The sequence below is a fragment of the Streptomyces barringtoniae genome (genome assembly GCF_020819595.1).
GTDB classification, from domain to species: Bacteria; Actinomycetota; Actinomycetes; order Streptomycetales; family Streptomycetaceae; genus Streptomyces; species Streptomyces barringtoniae.
In genome coordinates this window covers 1-18728 of record NZ_JAJHNP010000044.1, presented here as the reverse complement: position 1 = coordinate 18728, position 18728 = coordinate 1, and the positions used below count along the sequence as shown (strand labels likewise).

The window sequence follows — 18728 nt, the reverse complement described above, 5'->3', positions numbered from 1 at the left end:
ACAACTTCCAGTGGCCCTCGGAGATCACTTCGACGGCGTCGTCGGTCACCTTGATGGCGGTCTGCTCGTCAATCGCATACGCCGGCCCCGCGATCTGGGCCGCCCATTGTTCTGCCGCGGCCATGGTGTTGTCCGGACAATCCGGATGATCCAGGTGCGGGAAGATCGAAAAATCAACCACGCCCAGCGCACGGTCGCCGCCGGTGGGTGGCTTCCAGCCCACCAAGTCCTCCCCGATGCGGGGGGTCATCACCAGGCTGCCGGCGCTGAGTCCCACGTAGACGGTGTCGGGCAGCGACGGCAGGAGTTCAGCCAGCCCGGACTCCCGCATCCAGTGGCACAGGTACAGCGTGTCGCCGCCATTGACCAGCAGGACGTCGGCCTCCCGGACCCAGGAGACCCAGAGCGCTTCGTAGATGCTGGGCAGCGCGGTGAGCTCAAGCACGCCCACCGACTTCCATCCCAGCTCGGTCATGGGGCTGGGGGATCGTCCGCTGATGAATCGCCATGGCCCGCCCGGATCGGCGTACGGGCCCCATACCCCGCAGTGGGGATGCACAGGGCGCTGGACTCGGCAATCGGCTTACTCAGGAGATCAACCAACGCATCCTGGATGCTCGCGTTCTTGACGCCGGAGTCGGTGAGGAGAAGCTTCATCATGTCCTTCCCAAGGAACGCCGCACGCGTCAACAACAAGCCGTTCGTCAACGCGTCACAGACGCCACCATGTCATGGCTGAACAGGCGCTTGCCCGCGTCGAGGAGTACCGGGAAGACCAGCAGGTGGTAGCGGTCGATGAGGCCTGCGTCGGGCAGGGCGCGGTTCAGGGTGGCGCTGCCGCGCATGATGATCGGGCCGCCCTCGGTGCGCTTCAGGGCGAATCGGTGGCCCGGAGGGTTCCCCGAAAGGATCTCGAGCGTCGTCCGAGTGATGTTCCAGGCGATGTTGGTTGTCTGTGTGACGTGCCGGACGCCCGGGGAGTCGGGCGTGGGCCGCGGCCATGCATCGCACAGCGCACCACCCATCAAGTCAACGTGCCATCGAATCAACGAGATCGGAGTACGCATGAACATCAACCACGAGGAATCCGCTCAGGAGCTCGACGCCGACAAGCTCGCCGCCCTCGCGGAGACGGACGAGGCCACTGCCGTCCAGCCGGTCACCCCGAAGCGCACCAACAGCAAGTACGCCCTGCTGCAGGACGGCACCGACAGCTGACACCGCGGGATCTGTCCGCGCACTGACGGCCACGCTCGCTCGACTCCCCACCCCATCCGGCATCGGACTTCACGAGGGCTCATATGCGGCAGCCTCGAATTCTCCTGGTCAATCCGCCCATCTGGAACGTGTACGCGCCCCACCTCGCGGTACCGCTGCTCGCCGCCGTCATGCGGCGGCACGGCTGGCAGGTCACCTCGCTCGACCTGAGCATCGAGCAGACGGACTGGCTGCTCTCCTCCGAAGGCCTCGGCGAGCTGCTGCCGAAGGCGGAGCGCCGCCTGGACGGCCTCGCCGCGCACGAGCGCGGGGCGCACGAAGAGATCCTCACCGTGTTCGGTGACACGGTGCGGCGCGTGGACGCCGCGCGCGCGGCGCTCAAGTCCCGTGCTGTACTGGCCGATCCGGCCGCTTTCACCGACGCCGCCACCGTCGTCCGCAACGGGCTCGCCTGTGTCTCCGCCTCCTTCCCCGGCCTGAGGTTCGACCTCCGGGGAAACTTCTCGTGCTTCTCGCACCGGCGCTCCGACGACATCCTTTTGGCGGCCGGTTCGCCGGACCGCAACGTGTACGCGTGGGCGCTGGAGCGGCGCCCGATCCCCGGCCTCGACGACCCCGACCTGGCGGTGGCCGGTATCTCGGTCTCCGCCGACACCCAGCTGATCGCGGCCCTCACCACGGCCCGGCACATCAAGCTCCGCCGCCCCGACGTGCACGTGGTGATGGGCGGCAACCTGACCACGCGGATGGTCAGCCGCTGGCAGGAGGAGCATCCCTTCTTCGCGTACGTCGACTCGTTCGTGTCGTACGAGGGCGAGGACGCGCTGCCCGCGCTGTGCGACCGGATCACCGGCGGCGACGACCGGCCGGTGCCCGGGCTCCTGGAACGGGACGGGCGCGGCGGCCTGTCGCGCACCCCGGCCGCCATGGTCGACGTCTCCGACCTGCCCACGCCGGACTTCGACGGACTGCCCCTCGACCGGTACTTCGCCCCCGGGCCCGTGCTGCCGCTGCAGGCGTCGCGCAGCTGTGCCTGGGACTGCGCGTTCTGCTCGATCCCCTTCGCCAGCAACAAGTTCCGCATCCGCCGCCCCGAGCAGGTCGTCCACGACATGGCGGCGCTCGCGGCCAAGCACGGCAGCGACAGCTTCATGTTCGTCGACGAAATCATGACGCTGACGTCGCTGCGGGGCGTCTCCCGGGAGCTGAACGACGGCGGGCACGAGCTGTACTGGTACGGCGAGACCCGATTCAGCAAGGGGCTCGACGACGAACTGGCCGCCGCGCTGCGCCGCTCCGGCTGCCGTCGCCTTGACCTCGGCCTGGAGTCGTACAACCAGCGCGTGCTCGACCTGATGCGCAAGGGCACCAAGGTCGACGACATCGAGCCGTCGCTCCAGGCGCTGCTGGGCAACAAGGTTCCCGTACACCTCTTCTGCATGACCGGGTTTCCCGGCGAGACCGAGGAAGAGGCCCTGCGCACCCAGGAGTTCGCCGCTCAGGCGCTGCGACGGTCCGTCGAGGAGTTCGGCGTGCCGTACTCGACCGCCGCCAACGGGCCCTTCATCCTCGACGTGTTGTCGCCCGTCGGCGAGCGACCCGACCTGTTCGGCGTCGAGCTGATCCCGCCGGACGAGGGCGAGGATCTGGCCTTCGACCTCGACTACACGGTGAGCACGGGGCTCAGCCGGCAGGACGCGGCCCGGCTGACCTCCGGCGGGCCCGGCGGCCCGGCCGTCGGCGCCGCCTTCCACCGGGGGACCTGGATCGGGGACGCCGAGGAGTGGTCGTTCCTGTGGGCGCTCGCCGAGGTGGAGCTGCCGGCCCGGCGGGTGGCCGTGCCCGCCGCGCCTTGCCCCGAGGTGGGGCGGGCCGCCACGGTGCGGCTCGCGGACGGCGTACGCGGACGGGTCTCGGTCACCGGGCGCGGCGTCCTGCTGCACGTGCCGTCGTGCGACGCCCTGCTCGACGTACCGGAGGAATGGCGGCCGCTGCTCGACGGGCGGGACCGCGCCCTGGCCGACCTGTGGCGTGACATCCCCTCGCCCCGCGCGGCGGCGGCGACGCTGGCGCGGCTCGCCTCCCACGGCGCGCTCAGTGTCGAACAGGGCTCTCCCGACGAGGAGTTGGCCTGCGTGTGGTACGCCGCGCAGCCCCATCTCGTACGGGATTCCCGGACCGATGGCAGCTGTCTGCTCGTCTCCCCGGAGACCGGCCGGGGCGTCAGGGTGAGCGCCGCCGGGCGGCTACTGTGGCTGCTCGCCGCCGACGGCGCGACCGACGCCGAGCTGGCGGAGCGGTCCCGGCTGCCCGAGCGGCAGCGGCGGCTGCTCCTGGAGAACCTCGCCGAACACCGGGTGATCGCCTCCGCCGCGCTCGCACCCGGGCTTCTCGAACTGCCGCGCGTCGCGGCCTGACGACAGGAGTTGCTGTGCCCCACCCGGCCCCCGCGACGGACGCCCGACTGGACCGATTCTGGAAGGACTTCGCCTCCCGCCACTGGGAGCGCGCCCCGCTGACGCTGCCCTCGTCGCCGGTCCAACTGGGGCTCACGGACGAGCAGTTGGTCCGCGCCCTGACGCTGGCCGCCGACCCCGCCAACCGGGTCAAGGGCTCGGGCCTGCCCCGGGTCGTGGTGACGGTCGACGGCCGGACCCAGCCCATCGACACCCGGCCGTTCCTGCCGCTGCCCCACGACCATGACCTGGACGCCTATCTCGCCCGGGTCGACGCGCGGATGCGCGAGCACGAGTGGAGCGTCGCCGTCTCCGGACTGCACGCCGTCGACGCGGCGCTGTGGGACCGGGCCAAGAAGTTGGCCGACGACGTCCACCGGTACACGGGCAGCCGGGTCGCGGGACGCGTCGACATCGACACCTTCATCGGCCGCTACACCTCCACCAACGTGGGGGTGCACGTGGACCACGCCGGGAACTTCGGCTTCACCCTGCGCGGCCGCAAGCTCCTGCTGACCTGGCCGCCGGAGCTGGCGGACCGGGTCCCCCAGCACACCGCCGACTACGCCGCGGCCCGCGGCCTCGCCGACGAACTGGTCGGTGTGCCAGGTGCGTTGACGTACTTCCCCTCCGAGCAGCTGCACGTCGGCGAGGCCCCGGACGCCGTGGCCGTCAACGTCAACATCGCCTTCTTCACCCGCAGCGACCCGGCCGCGCTTGTCGTCGACGCGGTCGGCACCCTGCTCGGCCGGGGTCGTGCGGCGGGCGAGGCCCCGGTCGCCGCGGACGGCATCCCGGCGCAGGCCGCCGCCGCACTGGCCACGCTCGACGGGCTGAGCGGCGCCGAGATCGCGGACGTCGTCTGGGAGCAGCACATGGCCGCGGTGACCTCCGGCGGCCTCGGGGTCGGCAGGCCCGCGGATCCGCTCGTCCCGGTGCCGCGCCGGGCCCGGGTGCGCACCCGTCCGGACGTCGAGGTGCGCCAGCGGCTGCTCGCTGACGGGCGGCACGCCGTCGCCGCCCAGGGGCACACCCTGAAGGTCGCCGGGCATCCGCAGGTCGCCGCGGCCGTGACCGCGCTTGCCGACGGGGACACCCTCGATCTCGCCGACTGGGAGCGCGCGGCGGACCCCGAAGCCGTACCGCTGCTGCACGCCGTGCTGCTCAGGCTGTCGGCGTGGCGGGCCGTCGAGGCCGAGGAGGCGCAGGGCCGGTGACCGCGATCCGAGCGAGCAGGCCCGCGGCGCTTCTGGTGGTCGCCGCCCTGCTGGTGAGCACCGTGGGCGACGAGGTCGCGATGGTGGCGCTCGCCCTGCGCGGCGCCGACCGCACGGGACTGACGTCGGTGGTGTCGGCACAGATGCTGGCCGGTCTGGTGCCCGGCATCGCGCTGGGCGGTCCCATCGGCCGGATCTGCGACCGGTTCCGCCTGGACGGCGTCCTCGCGACCGCCCTGGCCCTGGAGTGCGTGATCGCGGCGGGGGCGGCCGCCGTCGCGGACGGGGCGCTGCTGCTCATCGCCACGATGCTGCTGCTCGGTGTGCTCGGGGCCGTCGCCCAGACCTGTGTGATGACCCTCGTGCCGCAGCTGTACCCGCAGGCCGACGCACAGCTGCGGATGAACGGGCTGATGGAGTCGGTGCGCAACGCCGGATACATCGTCGGCCCCTTGCTGGTGGGCCTGTTGACGGCACACGGCGGCACCGGCCTCGCGCTCTGTGTCGACGCGGCCACCTTCGCCTTCGCGCTGCTGGCGATCCCGGTGATCAGCGCCTGGCTGGCGGCGGCTCCGCGTAGCGGCGGACCCGCGCCGCAGGAGGCGGCGGAGCGGCTCGAGGGTGGCCTGAAAGTCGGCCTGTCGCTGCTGTGGGCGGGGCGCCGGATCACCCTCGGCACGGTCGTGATCACGATCGCGGCGACCTCGGTGGCCAATGTGCTGCTGCCGTTCTTCGCCCACGACATCCCCGGCGGCACCGCCGTCTACGGGACGCTCCTCGCCACCTGGAGCGTGGGCCTCGTCCTCGGCCCGTGCCTGCTGCGCGGCCCGCTCGGTCGCAGGCCCACCGCCCGGGTCGCCGTCGCCGCGGCCACCGTCATCGGCGTCAGCTATCTGGTGACCGGCGCGTTCCCCGTCATCCCCGTCATGCTGGCGGCCTTCCTGGGCGGCGGCATGGCCAACGCCGTGCAGAACGTGGCGCTGCGCACCCATGTGATGGCCGACTGCCCGCCCGAGGTACGGGGCCGGGTGGGCGCCGCGTACGGGGCGACGCTGCAGAGCGCCGTGGCGGTCGGCTTCGCGCTGGCCGGATTCGCCCCGGCCGACTGGGCCCGCTGGGGCATCCTGGCCGGCGGGGTGATCGCCACCCTGGCCGGACTGTGCGGATGGCTGCGGGCGGTGGGAGCCGCGCCGGTGGCCGCGGCGCCGGTTCTGGAAGGAGGCAGGACGTCATGAGTGAACGCCCCCTCGTGCTCGACCCGGTCGTGCCCCGGTTCTGCGCGCAGACGGGAGCCTCGCTCCCGCTCGCCTGGGAACTGGCCTGGACCCCGCACCCCGACGAACCGGTGGTCCGCCTTGCGCCGCCGCCCGAGCCCCGGGTCCTGGACCGCGGGGTCTGGCCCCGCGCGCTGCCGCCGGACACCGTCCTGGCACCGGCGCGGACGGCCCGGCTGAGCCGCACCCCCGTCCCGTTCCTGGGTGAGGGCGGACCGGTGGCCGTACTGTCCTGCGCGCGACTGGCCGTCTTCACCGAACTGCCCGTGCCTGTCGGCGAGTTGCTGGGTGGCGGCGCCTCGGTCGCCGAGCTGCGCGCGGCGTGGGGCGGGGCGGACGCGGCCGTCGACCACCTGCTCGTGGGCCTGGTCCGCCTTGGCCTGCTGACCGGTGCCCCGGCGGCGCCGAACGACGCGCCCCGGGCGCTGGTGCGGGAGGCCTGGGTGACGGACGCCGGGGACGACGTCCTGGCGCACACCCCGACGGGCAACTTCCTCCGGGTGGGCACGGCGGCGCTCGCCCTGTGGCAGCTGGCGGGTACCGGGCCCGGTGTCGCCAGCGACGACGTTCCGGACCGACTCCGCGACGTGGCCGACCGGTTGCTGTCGGCGGGGATGCTGCGGGCCGTCGCCTGACGGGCGCCCGGTGACGATGCGAGGGACGAGAGGGGACATACGCGTGGACGTGTCGGCCGACGAGGCGGTGCGGGGGCTCACCCGGCCCGGAATGGGGACGGAGAACGCCGGACCCGTGCTGCGGGCGGTGTCCAGGATGACGCGGCCGCGCACGGTGGTCGAGGTGGGCGCCGGTTCCTCGACGCTGCACCTGCTGCTCGGGCTGCGCGACGCCCAGGAGGAGGCCGCCGCGGACCGGCGGCTGATCGGCGGTGCGGTGTCGGACGACGAGCGGGCCTCCGTCCTGCACCCGCGCTCCGCGCTCGACGACTACGCGCCCCGGCTCCTCGTCGTCGACGACATCTCCGTGGCCGGGACGTCCGCGCACCAGGTGAGCGACGCGGCCCGCGCGCTGGGCCTCGACTCCCTGCTCACCTTCGTCGAGCGGGACTTCTTCGACCTCACCGAGCAGGAGCTCGACGCCTGGGGGCCGCTGGACCTGGTGTGGCTGGACGCGGGGACGCAGGCCGACGACGCTGGGTTCCTCGCGGCGCTGTGGCCCCGCCTGGCCCCGGGCGGCACGGTCGTGCTGCACGAGCCGTATCTCGCCACGACGGCCGAGACCCGGGACGGACGGACGGCGTGCCGGGTCGTCCCCACACCCCTGGTGCAGGATCTGCGTCGCCAAGTGGCGGTACCGCAGGGCGAGTTCGACGTCCTCACCCTGAGCGAGCCGCACAAGCACCGGCAGACGGGTCTGCTGCTGCTGCGCAAGCACGCCGCGTGGGAGCGCGACCGGGGCGTCCCGTTCACCGAGGAGCTCCAGGCACTCGGGGAGACACCCTCGGTCGGGGTGCCCCGGCTCGGCGCAGCGCCGCGGCAGCCGATCCTCGCGGCGCTGGCCGACGCCACCCGCCGCACCGTCCACAGCGCGCTCGTCCTGAACCCCGACACCGCCGAGGGCCTCGCCGCCCGCCTCGGTACCGCCCCGGCCCAGGTCACCGAGGCCCTCACCGTCCTCCAGCGGGCGGGCCTCGTCTCGTACGAGGACCAGCGCTGGTCGGCGGTCGACGAGGTCTGGCAGCCCTAGTAGGACTCCGTTACTGATTTCTTCGGATTGGTGTCGGGGGTGGCGACGTGTGGTGATCCCTGCGGTAGGCCGGTGGTATGCGGTACGCGCAGGGTGGTGGGCTGACCGCGGAGCGGCGGCGGTTTCGTGAGCGGATCCGGTACGAGGCAGGCGAGCGGTTCGGCCGTGGTGAGAGAACCGCGGTGATCGCGAAGGATCTGAGGGTGAGCGAGCGGTCGGTGGAACGCTGGCGCCGTGCCTGGAGGGAGGGCGGGACAGCCGCGCTCGCTTCCGCGGGGCCACCGAAACTGCCCAAGCTGTCCGACGACCGATTCGCCGAGCTGGAGAAGGAGTTGGCGCTGGGACTGGCTGTGCATGGCTGGGAGGACCAGCGTTGGACCCTGGCCCGGATCAGAGCGTTGATCGCCTGGAAGTCCTCACTGGATTGCTCGTCGGCGGCGGTGTGGCGGCTGCTGCACCGGCACGGCTGGTCCTGGCAGTGTCCCGCCCGCCGAGCCCTGGAGCGCGACGAGCAGGCGGTGGGCTTATGGAAGAAGGATATGTGGCCGCAGGCGGAATGACTGCGGCGGCGCTGGGCGCGTACATCGTGTTCGAGGACGAGGCCGGGTTCTCGATGACACCGCCTCGCGCCCGTACCTGGGGCCGGCGTGGACACACGCCGGTGGTGCGGGTGCGGGGCCGCTCCTGGCGCCGCTGGTCGATCGCCGCGATGTGCTGTTACAAGCCGGGCGAGACTTCCCGGCTCATCTACCGCACGCGCCGCCACCGCAAGCACAAGGGCAAAGGACGAGACACCTTCGCCTGGAGCGACTACCGTGACCTGGTCGTCCGCGCCCACAGCTCCGGGCCCCGATCGTCGTCATCTGGGACAATCTCAACACTCACCGGGCAGACGGAATGCGCGAGTACGCGGCCGCACACGACTGGCTCACCATCATCCAACTTCCCTCATATGCACCGGACTTGAACCCGGTCGAGGGCGTCTGGTCGCTGTTAGGGCGCGGCCCAATGGCCAACACCGCCTTCACCGACGACGACCACCTCGAACGCACCCTCCGCCGGGGCCTGCGCCACATCCAGCTCCGCCCCGACCTGATCGACGGCTGCCTGGCCGGCACCGGACTCAAACTCACCCACCAGCCGACACTGTCGGCGGACAATGAACCCAGCCCGTTTGTCACCGAGTCCAGTCGCCCGCTGGATGCCGGGTACCTCAGCCAGCCGATGTCCTGCGCTGTGCAGCACGATGGCGCCGGTAGTAGGAGATGGTGACGGCTGCGGTCAGCGGGCCCCAGAGGAACAACGGCTGGTAGAGGATGCCGACGATCAGGTTCCCGGCGGGGGTCATGTTCTCGTGCGGATACGTCCACCACCAAGGGACGTTGGCCCAGATAAGGGTCAGAGTTGCTGCGCCGAGAGCAGCGGGGACGATGGCAGCCACGGGACGGACTCTTCGTCCTCCGACCAGCGGTATCCAGCGCGGCACTATCTCGCCCCATTGCCGCACCAGGCCGATTGTCAGGAAGGCGACCAATTCGCTGAGCACGCTGAGCGTCAGCATCCATACCTTGGCCCCGAGCGTTTCGAAGGGCTCGAAGCCCGTCTCCGTATAGCCGGCGGGGAATCCGATCACCATGACGATGCGCCACACTCCGCTGGGCAGCACCACCAGTGTGACCAGGTGCGCGGCCCAGACCGCCCAACGGGGCGGCGCTGCCAAGGGTGTTGCGGGGGTCGGGTGAATGCTCATGCGCCTTATCCTCAGGCAGCCAGAGACGCGCTCCATCAGCCTCCGCGGCGGACTTGTATGAGCCGCAGGTACAAGACCTACGCGGCCTGATCAGTCAGGCGACGGGAGCGCCCTCATCCCCTCAGTCGATGCGCCCGGCGGGGCCGATCGCCCCAACCGCAGCGAATGGGTTCAGTGACAGACGGGCTGGGTTCATCGACAACGGACAGACACCAATACGAAGAGATCAGTAACGGTTCACCGGCCGGGACCCTCGTGCAGCGTGGGACGGGGATCGGGGTGCGCTCGCCCGGGTTGCGTCAGCCTAGGCAGCCGTGGCGCCGCGCCGACGCGTCCCTGCAGTTTCGTAGGGGGTACGGACCTTCTCTGCGTTTTCGGCCGGTTTGCACGCTGGCTGTTGCTCCTGCTGGGGCAGTTCCTGGAGTAGCGAGCTGTACGCCTCCGGATATCCTTGCAAGGGGGCCGCCCTGGTGGAGATCACCAACCTGCTCGACCTGACCGGCTGGCCCCCGGCTGCGGATCATCGTCCGCCGCGAGGTCGTGCACCCCAAGTACTGGCCAGTCCGCTTTCGTAGGCGGCGATGACGAGTTGGGCCCGGTCCCTGGCCCCCAACTTTGTCAGCAGACGGCTGACGTGGGTCTTGACCGTGCCAACGGTCAGATACAGCTCGGCTGCGATTTCGTTGTTGGACAGGCCACGTGCGATCAGACCCAGCACGTCACGCTCGCGGCCGGTCACACCATCCAGGGCATGGGTGACCGGGCCTGTGTAGCCGGGGCGGCGGACGTAGGTCTCGATGAGCCTGCGGGTGACGCCGGGTGACAGCAACGACTCCCCGGTGGCGATCACCCGCACGGCGTCGATCAGGCGTGCGGGTGGAGTGTCCTTGAGGAGGAAGCCCGCGGCGCCTGCGCGGAGCGCCTCGAAGACGTACTCGTCCAGGTCGAAGATGGTGAGCACCAGGACGTGGACGGGCACCGGAGACGGGCCGCAACGCCCGCCGCGTACTCCGCGATAAGACCCCCGACGGCCGCCCCTTCCGCCGCGCCCCATAGTGCCACCATGCCTACCAGGAAAGTCAGCCATGCCATCGACAGGACCGTGGCGGCGCCGAGCAGAGCCGTCAGCGACGTGACCCCTGGACGGGCTGTAGCCGATGGGGTCGGCTTCCACGGGCCGTAGAGTCTCGCATAAGTCTGAGGATTCATGAGCCGATGATCGTCGGCAGCCCTCGTGCAATTCATGAGCCGCTCTACTCAGCCAAGCGCGTAGACGTACTCACTCTTGGCTGCTCCTGGCACCAACTGAAGTGCGCATATGGTCTCGCGTGCTCAGTCACAGCGGTGCACACTCGGTGTGACCGTGCATGATAGGTGGCCCGCCGGGCCACGTTCGCGCTCAGCCACGGGAGGGAGGCCGCAAGCATCCCGACGGATCATGGTGTGGGCGAGGCGTCGGTGAGTGACATCCACTCTTGGACCGTCTCCAGGTGCGAACCTTTCGCTGTGCTCGCAGCCACCGCCTCAGCGTCCTCGACGGAGCACGGCGTTCCTACTCGGGTGAGCAGGATGAGGGGCCACGCAGGACCCGCGCCGGCCGGTTGCCCATCGAAGGCGGTCCAGTCCCAGGGCCCGCCGAACCGCCATGCCCGGCCGACGGCATCGGCGACTTCGTCGCCCACCTGGAGAGATGCGTACGGACGCATCAAGAGTGCGAAGGTGAAGGGAATCCCGTCGCCAGGGTGGATGGTGTATCCCGAGCCATCGAGATGGCTCTCATCCGGGAACTCGCGATAGGACAGACCTCGGCGCAGCACGGTGAGGGTCTGTGTGGGATGCGGCAGCCAGGCCGTCTCCAGTGGGGGATCGTGGTAGTCGACGGCCGTCACGTGCACAATGGTGGGTGGCACGCCGACCCTGCACATATCTCCCGCCTTCAGCTGTTCAGGCGGAGGGTCCGTTCTAAACAGCTCGGCCTCCACCTCAGGCGAGACGCTCCCGCCGTGGTGCACGCCGAGGGCGACGATCCCGTTCCAGTGCGCGAACTCGTTCGCGTTGTCGATTTCCCACCATGGCCATCGCACTGACACGTGGTCCCACGTGACACCCCGCTCGACCCTGGTAACCGTGAAGGCGCATGCGACCGACAGCACGTCACCAACCCGGAAGTCCCCCTCATCGATCATGTGGCCAGGTTAGACGGGCCCCCTCCGCGATCCACGCGGACCCACCAGCCAGGGCGCTGCTCAGGCCCGTGGGCCACCTACCGCGCACGTGGGCCAACTAGCGTGCTCAATGGCCGACTATCGCGCACAGTGAGCATTTTCCGTGCGCCCAGCAGAACAGGAGGTGACACCGTGACGTAGCGGTGTTCTTGCTGTTCGGAAGCTCGTCGTCGCCTGCCGGTGGAAGTCCGGTCCGGGTAGCTGCCAGGAGGCCCGGTAGCAGGCTGGCGGCGTCGGAGGGAAACGTCCGGCGTCGAAGCCCAGCGTCAAAGGCCCTGCAAGGGGGAGCGACGATACGGTCCGTAGCATCACGCGAAGCCTGCGGCGTCGTTACTCAGCCACCCTTTCGGGTGGAACGAGGGAGTGCCGAGCCCTTCGAAATCGGGGCGAAGGCCATGGAAGCGGTGAAGATCCTGGACGGGCAGCCGCGAAGGACTCCCCGGCGTATGGGGCGCGGAACGTATCGAAGGTGGCGACGGGAACTGGGGAGGCCCTCCCCGGCCCGATGACCTGCGGAGAGACGTCATCGGAAGCAGCGCGTCCTATAACCGGTGACCCCGGGAAGTGGACGCGGGCCGGGTGGGCGTCGGAGGTGGCCGTAGTACCGCTTGCAGCCGGGAGACAACACAACTCCCGGTGAGGGAAGGGCCACTGCTTCGTCGGTGCGTCATGAAGTGAAGGAGGGGCTCGGTGAGTGCCCGTGTGGCTAGTCCCGCCGTCGGGGGATGTTCTCCCTCGGACAGGGTCCGTGCCTTGCAGCATGCGCTTTACCGATCGGCCAAGGCCGATCCCGGACGGCGGTTCCACGCGCTGGGAGACAAGATCCACCGCAGGGATGTTCTCCGGCGTGCGTGGGCCATGGTGCGTGCCAACAACGGCGCACCGGGCATCGACCGCACCACCCTGGTCCAGGTCGAGGAGTACGGCATCGACCGTCTTCTCGGCGAACTGGCCGACGAGTTGCGGCAGGGGCAGTACCGTCCCTTGCCCGCCCGACGGGTATTCATCCCCAAGCCGGGGATGAAGGACGAGCGCAGGCCGCTGTCCATCCCGACGGTTCGTGACCGCGTCGTGCAGGCCGCAATGAAGATCGTGCTCGAGCCGGTCTTCGAGGCCGACATGCTGGCGTGCAGCTTCGGGTTCCGCCCGAAACGCTCGGCGCACGACGCTCTGCAAGTGCTCATCGATGAGCACGGGCGGGGCCGGCGGTGGGTGGTGGAGACGGACATCGCCGAGTGCTTCTCGGCGATTCCGCATGAGGAGTTGATGCGCGCGGTCGAAGAGCGCGTCTGTGACCAGTCCGTCCTCAAGCTCGTGCGGCAGATCTTGCGTGCCGGGGTGATGGAGGACGGGCAGGTGCGGCGGCCGGTGACCGGGACCCCCCAGGGCGGTGTGATTTCACCGTTGATGTGCAACGTCTATCTGCACCGGCTGGACCGGGGATGGGACGAGCACGACGGGATTCTGGTCCGCTATGCCGACGACCTGGTCGTGATGTGTTTTTCGCGCAGTCAGGCCGAGCGGGCGCTTGCCCAACTGGTCAGGCTCTTGGGGGAGTTGGGGCTGAAGCCGAAGGCAGCCAAGACCCGGATCGTGCACCTGGAAGTGGGTGGGGAAGGCTTCGACTTCCTCGGGTTCCACCACCGTCAGGTCCGTTCCCGGGGGCTGCACGGACGCCGACGCGTCGAGTTCCTCGCCCGCTGGCCCTCGAACAGGGCGATGCAGCACGCCCGCGACCGGATCCGGGAGATCACCGCCCGGCGCAGGCTCCCGCTGCACCCGCAAGCGATCGTGGAGGATCTGAATCTGTTCCTCCGCGGGTGGATGGCGTACTTCCGGTATGGCCATTCCGCCCGCCGCTTCAGCAAGATCGGAAGATTCGCGCAGGAGAGAGTCGCGCACTTCATCAGCAGGAAGCACCGGCGCAGCCGGAACTTCGGCTGGTGGGTGTTGATGGTCTCGTCTCCGAACCGGCTCGGACTGATCAGCCCGTATGGAACCGTCGTGGCACCCAGGGCCGGAAAGCCCTGGCGGGAGAGACCGAATGCCGCCGGTGAACGGCGTCGGTGAGCCGTGTGCGGGAGAACCGCATGCACGGTTCGAAGCGGCGGGGGCTGGAAACGGAGCGGACGTACTCCGCCACCGCGCCAGCCCCCGACCCTACAACCTCGTGATGTGGGCGCCGGGTTGGTCGCAGAGGGCGGTACAAGGAAGTGAAGCTCCTGGTAGACGGGTTCACAACCAAGATCACCCGTTGTCCACCAGGAGCTTCCGTGCTTGTCCACCCGTCCGGGATCGACCTGTCCAGTTCGACCCTGCGGCTCCTCGCGCGTCACCTGCGTCGGCGCCGTCGTGAGATCGGCAGTCGAGGGCGACGCCTGTCCGCAGGCCGCCAGGCCCTGCTCACGCTCGGGCACCTGCGGTGCGGCGATGTATGCGACGGTGCATCGCGTTCAGGTCGTCGTCCCGCTGCTGGGCTGCGTGACCGAGGTCAGGACCGCGACCTCCCAGCCGAAGCCCACCAGCAGTCGGCCGTCCGGGGTGAGTTTCACCGCATGGACGGGCGCGGGGAACACCAAGGGATGTCCGGTGGGACGGCCGGTGGTCAGGTCCCACACCCGCACGGTCCCGTTCCGGCTGCCGCTGGCGGCGATCGGACGGCCGTCCGCCACTCCCGTCGCCACTGCTCGCACCTCGTCGGTGTGGCTGATGAGGGGGGCGCCGACGGGGCGCCCGGTGGCCAGGTCCCACACTCGCACCGTCCCGTCCCAGCTTCCGGTAACGGCGACCGGGCGACTGTCCACCACTGCGGTCGCCACCGCCGTCGCCATCGCCCTGACCAAGCCGATGCGGCCGGTGAGCGGATCGCCGACCGGGCGTCCGGTGGTCAGGTCCCAGACCCGCACCGTCGTGTCCCAACTTCCGGTGACCGCGACCGGGCGACCTCGCACCGCTGCGGTCGCCACCGACCCCACCAGGCCGTAGTGGCCGGTGAGGGGCTCGCTGACGGGGCGGGTGGTGGTCAGGTCCCACACCCAAATCGTTCCGTCGTGGCCGCCGGCGAGGGCCACCGGGGTCCCCGCCAGCACTGCCGTCGCCAGTGACCACACCGGCCCGGTGTGGCCGACGAGGGGTTGCCCCAAGGGCGCGCCGGTGGTCAGGTCCCACACCCGCACCGTTCCTTCCCAGCCACTGGTGAGGACGACCGTGCGGTCGTCCACCACGGCGGTGGCCAGCGCCTCCACGATGTGGGAGCCGGTGACGGGTGCGGCGGCGGGCCGACCCGTGGCCAGGTCCCAGACCCGCACGGTCGCGTCCCGGCTGCTGGTGACCGCGACCGGGCGGCCGTCCACCACCGCCTCGGCCACGGCTCGCCCGTGGTCGGTGTGGCCGATGCGGGGGGCGCCGACGGGGCGGCCGGGTGACAGGTCCCAGACGCGCACTTCTCCGTCCTCGTTGCCACCGGTGAGAGCGACCTGACGACCGTTCACCTCCGCGGTGGCCGCCGCCCACACCCCGTCGACATGGCCGGCCAGCGGTCTGCCGATGGGGCGGCCGGTGGCCAGGTCCCACACCCGCACCATCCCGGCCTGGCCACCGCCGACCGCGACAGGACGGCCCTGCACCGTCCCGGTGGCCAGTGCCTGCACCCCGTCGGGGGCGCCGGTGAGGGGTTCGCCGCGCAGGCGCCCGGTGGTCAGGTCCCACACCCGCACGGTCCCGTCCCGGCTGCCGCTGACAGCCACCGGACGACCGTCCACCACCGCGGTGGCCAGGGCCCGCACCCCATCGCTGTGACCGGTGAGCGGTTCGCCGACCGGGTGGCCGGTGGCCGGGTCCCACACCCGCACCGTCCCCTCCCAGGTGCCGGCGACGGCGACCGGGCGGCCGTCCACGACCCCCGCCGCCAGCGCCTCCACCGGGCCGTCGCGGCCGGTGAGGGGCTTGCCGACGGGCTGGCCGGTGGTCAGATCCCAAGCCCGAACGGTCCCGTCCCGGCTGCTGCTCATGCCGAGCGGGCGCCCGTCCGCCACCACCGTTGCCACCGCTGTGACGCCTGCAGTGTGGCCGGTGAGGGGTGTGCTGACGGGGCGTCCGGTGGTCAGGTCCCAGAGCCGTACGGTCCCGTCCCGGCTGCCTCCGAAGACAACAGGGCAGTCCCGCACCACAGCCGTCGCCACCGCGCAGACCTCGCCGTCCAGGCCGGTGAGGGGTTCGCCGACTGGATTCCCAGCAGCCAGGTCCCACACCCGCACCGTGCGGTCGTAGCTGCTGCAGGTGACGGCGATCGGGCGCCCCCCGACGATCCCCGTCGCCACCCCGCGCACGCGCTCGGTGTGGCCGATCAGAGCCTGACGGAACCGGTGGTCGACCGTGCTGCCGGTGGCCCAGGCCACCTCCCATCGTCTGTCCGCACCGTCGTCGACCGGCACGGCGGTGATCCGCGCCGACAGGCCCGGAGCCCCGTAGCGGGCGGCGTCCAGCGCCAGCATCTGCCGACGCACCCCCGGACTCGCCTGCCGGTGCAGATGCGCCGATGCCCGGTACACCGCTGCCGCCAACCGCCCGGCGGGACCAGGGGCTGCTGCCAACAGCTCAAGCACCGCCTCGGGGTCGGCGTGTACCAGGAACGCCGGATCGAGGAACTTCGCTTCCGCACCGGCGGATTCGGCGTCAGCGCCCTCGACACCCAGGCCGTCGGACCAGCCATGCATGCCATCGCCCCCCATCAGCGCATCAGCCCCTCAAGGCGCGGCTCAGCCAGGCGGCTGCGGCGCAGGCGAAGATGCACCGGTCGCCACAGGGCCCAGGCCAGACCGAGCACGAGCGGGACCTGGAGGACCTGCTGGACCACCGCAGGGCCGGGGGCGCTTCCCCGCTCGGCCGGGGCCAGCCCCCGCGTGTCGACGGTTACCACGTAGGTGCCACCCACCACCCAGTGCCAGCCGACGAGGCCCCCCTGGATCGGGGCCAACGGTGGGCCGTCGAGGACGGAGACGGTGTAGAACTCGGTACTCCCACCGCTCATGCCGTCCTCGGCTACCTGGACCCCCAGGACCGTGACGTGTTCGGTGCGCCCGTGCTGGTGCAACGCCTGCTGGTCCAGCTCGGACCTCTGCAGGACCAAAGCTGCCAGCAGACACAGCACGCCCAGGATCCACCGCAGGCCCAGGAAGCGGCAGACGCCAGGAAGCAAGAAGGCGCCCAGGAGCACCAGCACGCCCAGGAAGTCCATCCACTCGGCTTGCCTGAAGAAGGAGGTACGTGCGATCAGGCGCACGATCGCCCACAACCCGCACGCGCCCCCGACGCTTGCCGCAGCGGGACCCAGCCGTCGGAGAAACGCTCCTGCCGTGGGGAGCCGTGGGCCCGACGGGCTCCGTACGGCGTCCTCTTCGTCCGTGCCCATGCCCGTCTCCGTCCTCCACGCAACCCGGATGCTCCCCGTCAGCCACCGCACGAGGCTTCGACTCCACAAAGTAGAGATTGTTCAACGATCCTACAAGAGGTCATTCCTGTAGACCTAGGCATTTCTCTCCCCTGGAATCCCCAACTGGGCAGATGGGGGCAGGTTTTGTTCAACGAGAATTCGAGGCGCAAAAGATCCGGTGACGGTCGAGGAGGGCGGATGGGCACAAGCGCACTCAGCTCGTGGGCTGCCGGACTGGAGAGGGACAAAGACCAGCTCGTTCGCGGCAGCACCGCCGAGCGGGTGGCCGGTGTGCTACGCCGACGAGTGACGGAGGGTGATATCCCGCCCGGAACACGGTCGTCCGAGGAAGTCGTGGGGGCCGACCTGGGCGTGTCCCGCAACACCTTGCGTGAGGCCTTCCGACTGCTGACCCACGAGCGGCTGCTGGTACACGAGTTGAACCGCGGCGTATTCGTACGCACCTTGGACGGCGACGACGTAGCACAGCTGTACCGGCTGCGCCGACTCGTGGAGGGCGCGGCCGTGCGGGAGGTGGCCGGCGCCCCCAACCGGGTGATCGAGGAGATCCGCGCATCCGTGGAGGAGGGCGAGCGGGCGGCAGCCGAGCAGCGCTGGCCCGATGTCGCCACCGCCGATCTGCATTTCCACCACGGCATCGTACGGCTGGCCGCATCACCGCGACTGGCGGACTTCATGCTCCGCATCCACGCCGAACTACGCCTGGCCTTCCATGCCATGGGCGACCTGCGGCGCTTCCACGCGCCCTACCTCACCCGCAACCGTGAACTCCTGGCAGCTCTGGAGGCCCGGGACGCCCAGCAGGCAGAACTCCTGCTGTCGGTCTACCTCGCCGACGCCGAACGGCAACTGCTGCGCGCCTTCGCCGACCGTGAACCCTTTTCATCCTCAGGCTGACGTGGCCAGGTGAAGGGGCAGGACTGTTTGGACGACGGCGGTGATGCGGGTGGTGCTGCAGCGGAGTTTGTGCAGGAGGCGCCACTGTTTGAGGGTAGCCATGGCCTGTTCGCCGAGCGCGCGGATCTTGGCGTGGGAGACATTGACGGCACGCCGGCCTGCGGAGAGCTTGTCCCAGGGGCCTCGGCAGGGGACGCAGAAGGTGCCGCCGGCTCCTTGGTACGCCTTGCCGGCCCAGCAGCGGATGCCCGCCCGGGCCAAGGCGGCGGGGATGTCGTGCGTGCGGGCGGCCTTGATGTCGTGGACGGCTCCGGGCAGCGCCGGAGACGCCCAGAGCAGGTGGCCGAAGGGGTCGGTGATGACCTGGATGTTCATGCCGTGCTTCTTGTGCTTGCCGGAGTAGAAGGGGCGGTCGGCGGCGATGCGGTCGATGGGCAGCAGTGTGCCGTCCAGGATCACGTATGCCTTCTGGGCAGCGGTGCTGACGGCCTGTTCGAAGGTGGGTGCCAGGGCGGCCAGGACGTCGACGGCCTCA

At 70.5% G+C, this 18728-nt stretch carries 15 protein-coding genes and 3 pseudogenes; 10 read left to right on the top strand and 8 right to left on the bottom strand.

All coding sequences use genetic code 11. The features are described from left to right. Positions 1 to 475, bottom strand: a 475-nt coding sequence (locus LMU33_RS40275) for a Type 1 glutamine amidotransferase-like domain-containing protein (RefSeq protein WP_228627001.1), incomplete at its 3' end; no start/stop codon positions are given. Positions 476 to 734: 259 nt separating this feature from the next. Continuing rightward, positions 735 to 878 (bottom strand): annotated as a pseudogene (locus tag LMU33_RS40270) (dihydrofolate reductase family protein); the annotation flags it as partial. A 187-nt stretch (positions 879 to 1065) separates the two neighbouring features. Between LMU33_RS40270 and LMU33_RS40265 the strand changes: the two are divergent. The 7 genes and pseudogenes from LMU33_RS40265 to LMU33_RS42275 all read left to right on the top strand — a co-directional run. Further along, entirely contained in the window at positions 1066 to 1218 is a 153-nt protein-coding gene (locus LMU33_RS40265; protein WP_228626999.1) for a hypothetical protein, read from the top strand. Between the two features lie 83 nt (positions 1219 to 1301). After that, a complete protein-coding gene (locus LMU33_RS40260; protein ID WP_228626997.1) occupies positions 1302 to 3635 on the top strand; it encodes a B12-binding domain-containing radical SAM protein in 2334 nt (777 codons plus the stop codon). A 14-nt stretch (positions 3636 to 3649) separates the two neighbouring features. Then, complete coding sequence (locus LMU33_RS40255) at positions 3650 to 4891, top strand: hypothetical protein (RefSeq protein WP_228626995.1); 1242 nt, start codon at positions 3650 to 3652, stop codon at positions 4889 to 4891. Beyond that, positions 4888 to 6126: an MFS transporter gene (locus tag LMU33_RS40250; protein ID WP_228626993.1), complete on the top strand. Its 1239-nt coding sequence runs from the start codon at positions 4888 to 4890 to the stop codon at positions 6124 to 6126. The genes LMU33_RS40255 and LMU33_RS40250 overlap by 4 nt, the downstream gene beginning before the upstream one ends. After that, positions 6123 to 6800 (top strand): hypothetical protein, encoded by a 678-nt coding sequence (locus LMU33_RS40245; RefSeq protein WP_228626991.1) that lies wholly within the window; start codon positions 6123 to 6125, stop codon positions 6798 to 6800. The genes LMU33_RS40250 and LMU33_RS40245 overlap by 4 nt, the downstream gene beginning before the upstream one ends. 43 nt (positions 6801 to 6843) lie before the next feature. Continuing rightward, positions 6844 to 7869: a class I SAM-dependent methyltransferase gene (locus tag LMU33_RS40240; RefSeq protein ID WP_228626989.1), complete on the top strand. Its 1026-nt coding sequence runs from the start codon at positions 6844 to 6846 to the stop codon at positions 7867 to 7869. 77 nt (positions 7870 to 7946) lie between these two features. Further along, positions 7947 to 9000 (top strand): annotated as a pseudogene (locus LMU33_RS42275) (IS630 family transposase); the annotation flags it as partial. A gap of 82 nt (positions 9001 to 9082) precedes the next feature. Here LMU33_RS42275 and LMU33_RS40225 read toward each other — a convergent pair. The 3 genes from LMU33_RS40225 to LMU33_RS40215 form a co-directional block, all read right to left on the bottom strand. Further along, positions 9083 to 9619 carry a hypothetical protein gene (locus tag LMU33_RS40225; RefSeq protein WP_228626984.1) on the bottom strand — a complete coding sequence of 179 codons (537 nt, stop codon included), beginning with the start codon at positions 9617 to 9619 and terminating at the stop codon, positions 9083 to 9085. 520 nt (positions 9620 to 10139) lie between these two features. Continuing rightward, complete coding sequence (locus tag LMU33_RS40220) at positions 10140 to 10598, bottom strand: LuxR C-terminal-related transcriptional regulator (RefSeq protein WP_372478157.1); 459 nt, start codon at positions 10596 to 10598, stop codon at positions 10140 to 10142. Positions 10599 to 11055: 457 nt separating this feature from the next. Next, the gene (locus LMU33_RS40215; protein WP_228626983.1) at positions 11056 to 11805 is read right to left on the bottom strand and encodes a hypothetical protein; all 750 of its coding nucleotides are present in this window, start codon (positions 11803 to 11805) and stop codon (positions 11056 to 11058) included. A 792-nt stretch (positions 11806 to 12597) separates the two neighbouring features. Between LMU33_RS40215 and ltrA the strand changes: the two genes are divergently transcribed. Continuing rightward, a complete protein-coding gene (ltrA, locus tag LMU33_RS40210; RefSeq protein ID WP_228626982.1) occupies positions 12598 to 13914 on the top strand; it encodes a group II intron reverse transcriptase/maturase in 1317 nt (438 codons plus the stop codon). 203 nt (positions 13915 to 14117) lie between these two features. Then, a pseudogene (locus LMU33_RS40205) lies at positions 14118 to 14273 on the top strand (IS5/IS1182 family transposase); the annotation flags it as partial. 24 nt (positions 14274 to 14297) lie between these two features. Here LMU33_RS40205 and LMU33_RS40200 read toward each other — a convergent pair. Both LMU33_RS40200 and LMU33_RS40195 read right to left on the bottom strand, forming a co-directional pair. After that, positions 14298 to 16559: a WD40 repeat domain-containing protein gene (locus tag LMU33_RS40200; protein WP_228626980.1), complete on the bottom strand. Its 2262-nt coding sequence runs from the start codon at positions 16557 to 16559 to the stop codon at positions 14298 to 14300. Positions 16560 to 16573: 14 nt separating this feature from the next. Further along, on the bottom strand, positions 16574 to 17125 hold the full coding sequence (locus LMU33_RS40195) for a hypothetical protein (protein ID WP_228626978.1): 552 nt from the start codon (positions 17123 to 17125) through the stop codon (positions 16574 to 16576). 348 nt (positions 17126 to 17473) lie between these two features. On the opposite strand from LMU33_RS40195, the gene LMU33_RS40190 reads away from it, so the two are divergent. Then, the gene (locus LMU33_RS40190; RefSeq protein ID WP_228626976.1) at positions 17474 to 18193 is read left to right on the top strand and encodes a GntR family transcriptional regulator; all 720 of its coding nucleotides are present in this window, start codon (positions 17474 to 17476) and stop codon (positions 18191 to 18193) included. On the opposite strand, the gene LMU33_RS40185 is transcribed toward LMU33_RS40190, so the two are convergent. Continuing rightward, positions 18185 to 18728, bottom strand: a 544-nt coding sequence (locus LMU33_RS40185; protein ID WP_228626974.1) for a transposase family protein, incomplete at its 5' end; no start/stop codon positions are given. The genes LMU33_RS40190 and LMU33_RS40185 overlap by 9 nt on opposite strands.

Excerpts from the sequence above, each read along its gene's own strand:
- LMU33_RS40200 (WP_228626980.1), bottom strand. The coding sequence starts at position 16,559 with ATGCATGGCTGGTCCGACGGCCTGGGTGTCGAGGGCGCTGACGCCGAA.
- LMU33_RS40245 (WP_228626991.1), top strand. The coding sequence starts at position 6,123 with ATGAGTGAACGCCCCCTCGTGCTCGACCCGGTCGTGCCCCGGTTCTGC.
- LMU33_RS40260 (WP_228626997.1), top strand. The coding sequence starts at position 1,302 with ATGCGGCAGCCTCGAATTCTCCTGGTCAATCCGCCCATCTGGAACGTG.
- LMU33_RS40190 (WP_228626976.1), top strand. The coding sequence starts at position 17,474 with ATGGGCACAAGCGCACTCAGCTCGTGGGCTGCCGGACTGGAGAGGGAC.
- LMU33_RS40215 (WP_228626983.1), bottom strand. The coding sequence starts at position 11,805 with ATGATCGATGAGGGGGACTTCCGGGTTGGTGACGTGCTGTCGGTCGCA.
- LMU33_RS40225 (WP_228626984.1), bottom strand. The coding sequence starts at position 9,619 with ATGAGCATTCACCCGACCCCCGCAACACCCTTGGCAGCGCCGCCCCGT.
- LMU33_RS40265 (WP_228626999.1), top strand. The coding sequence starts at position 1,066 with ATGAACATCAACCACGAGGAATCCGCTCAGGAGCTCGACGCCGACAAG.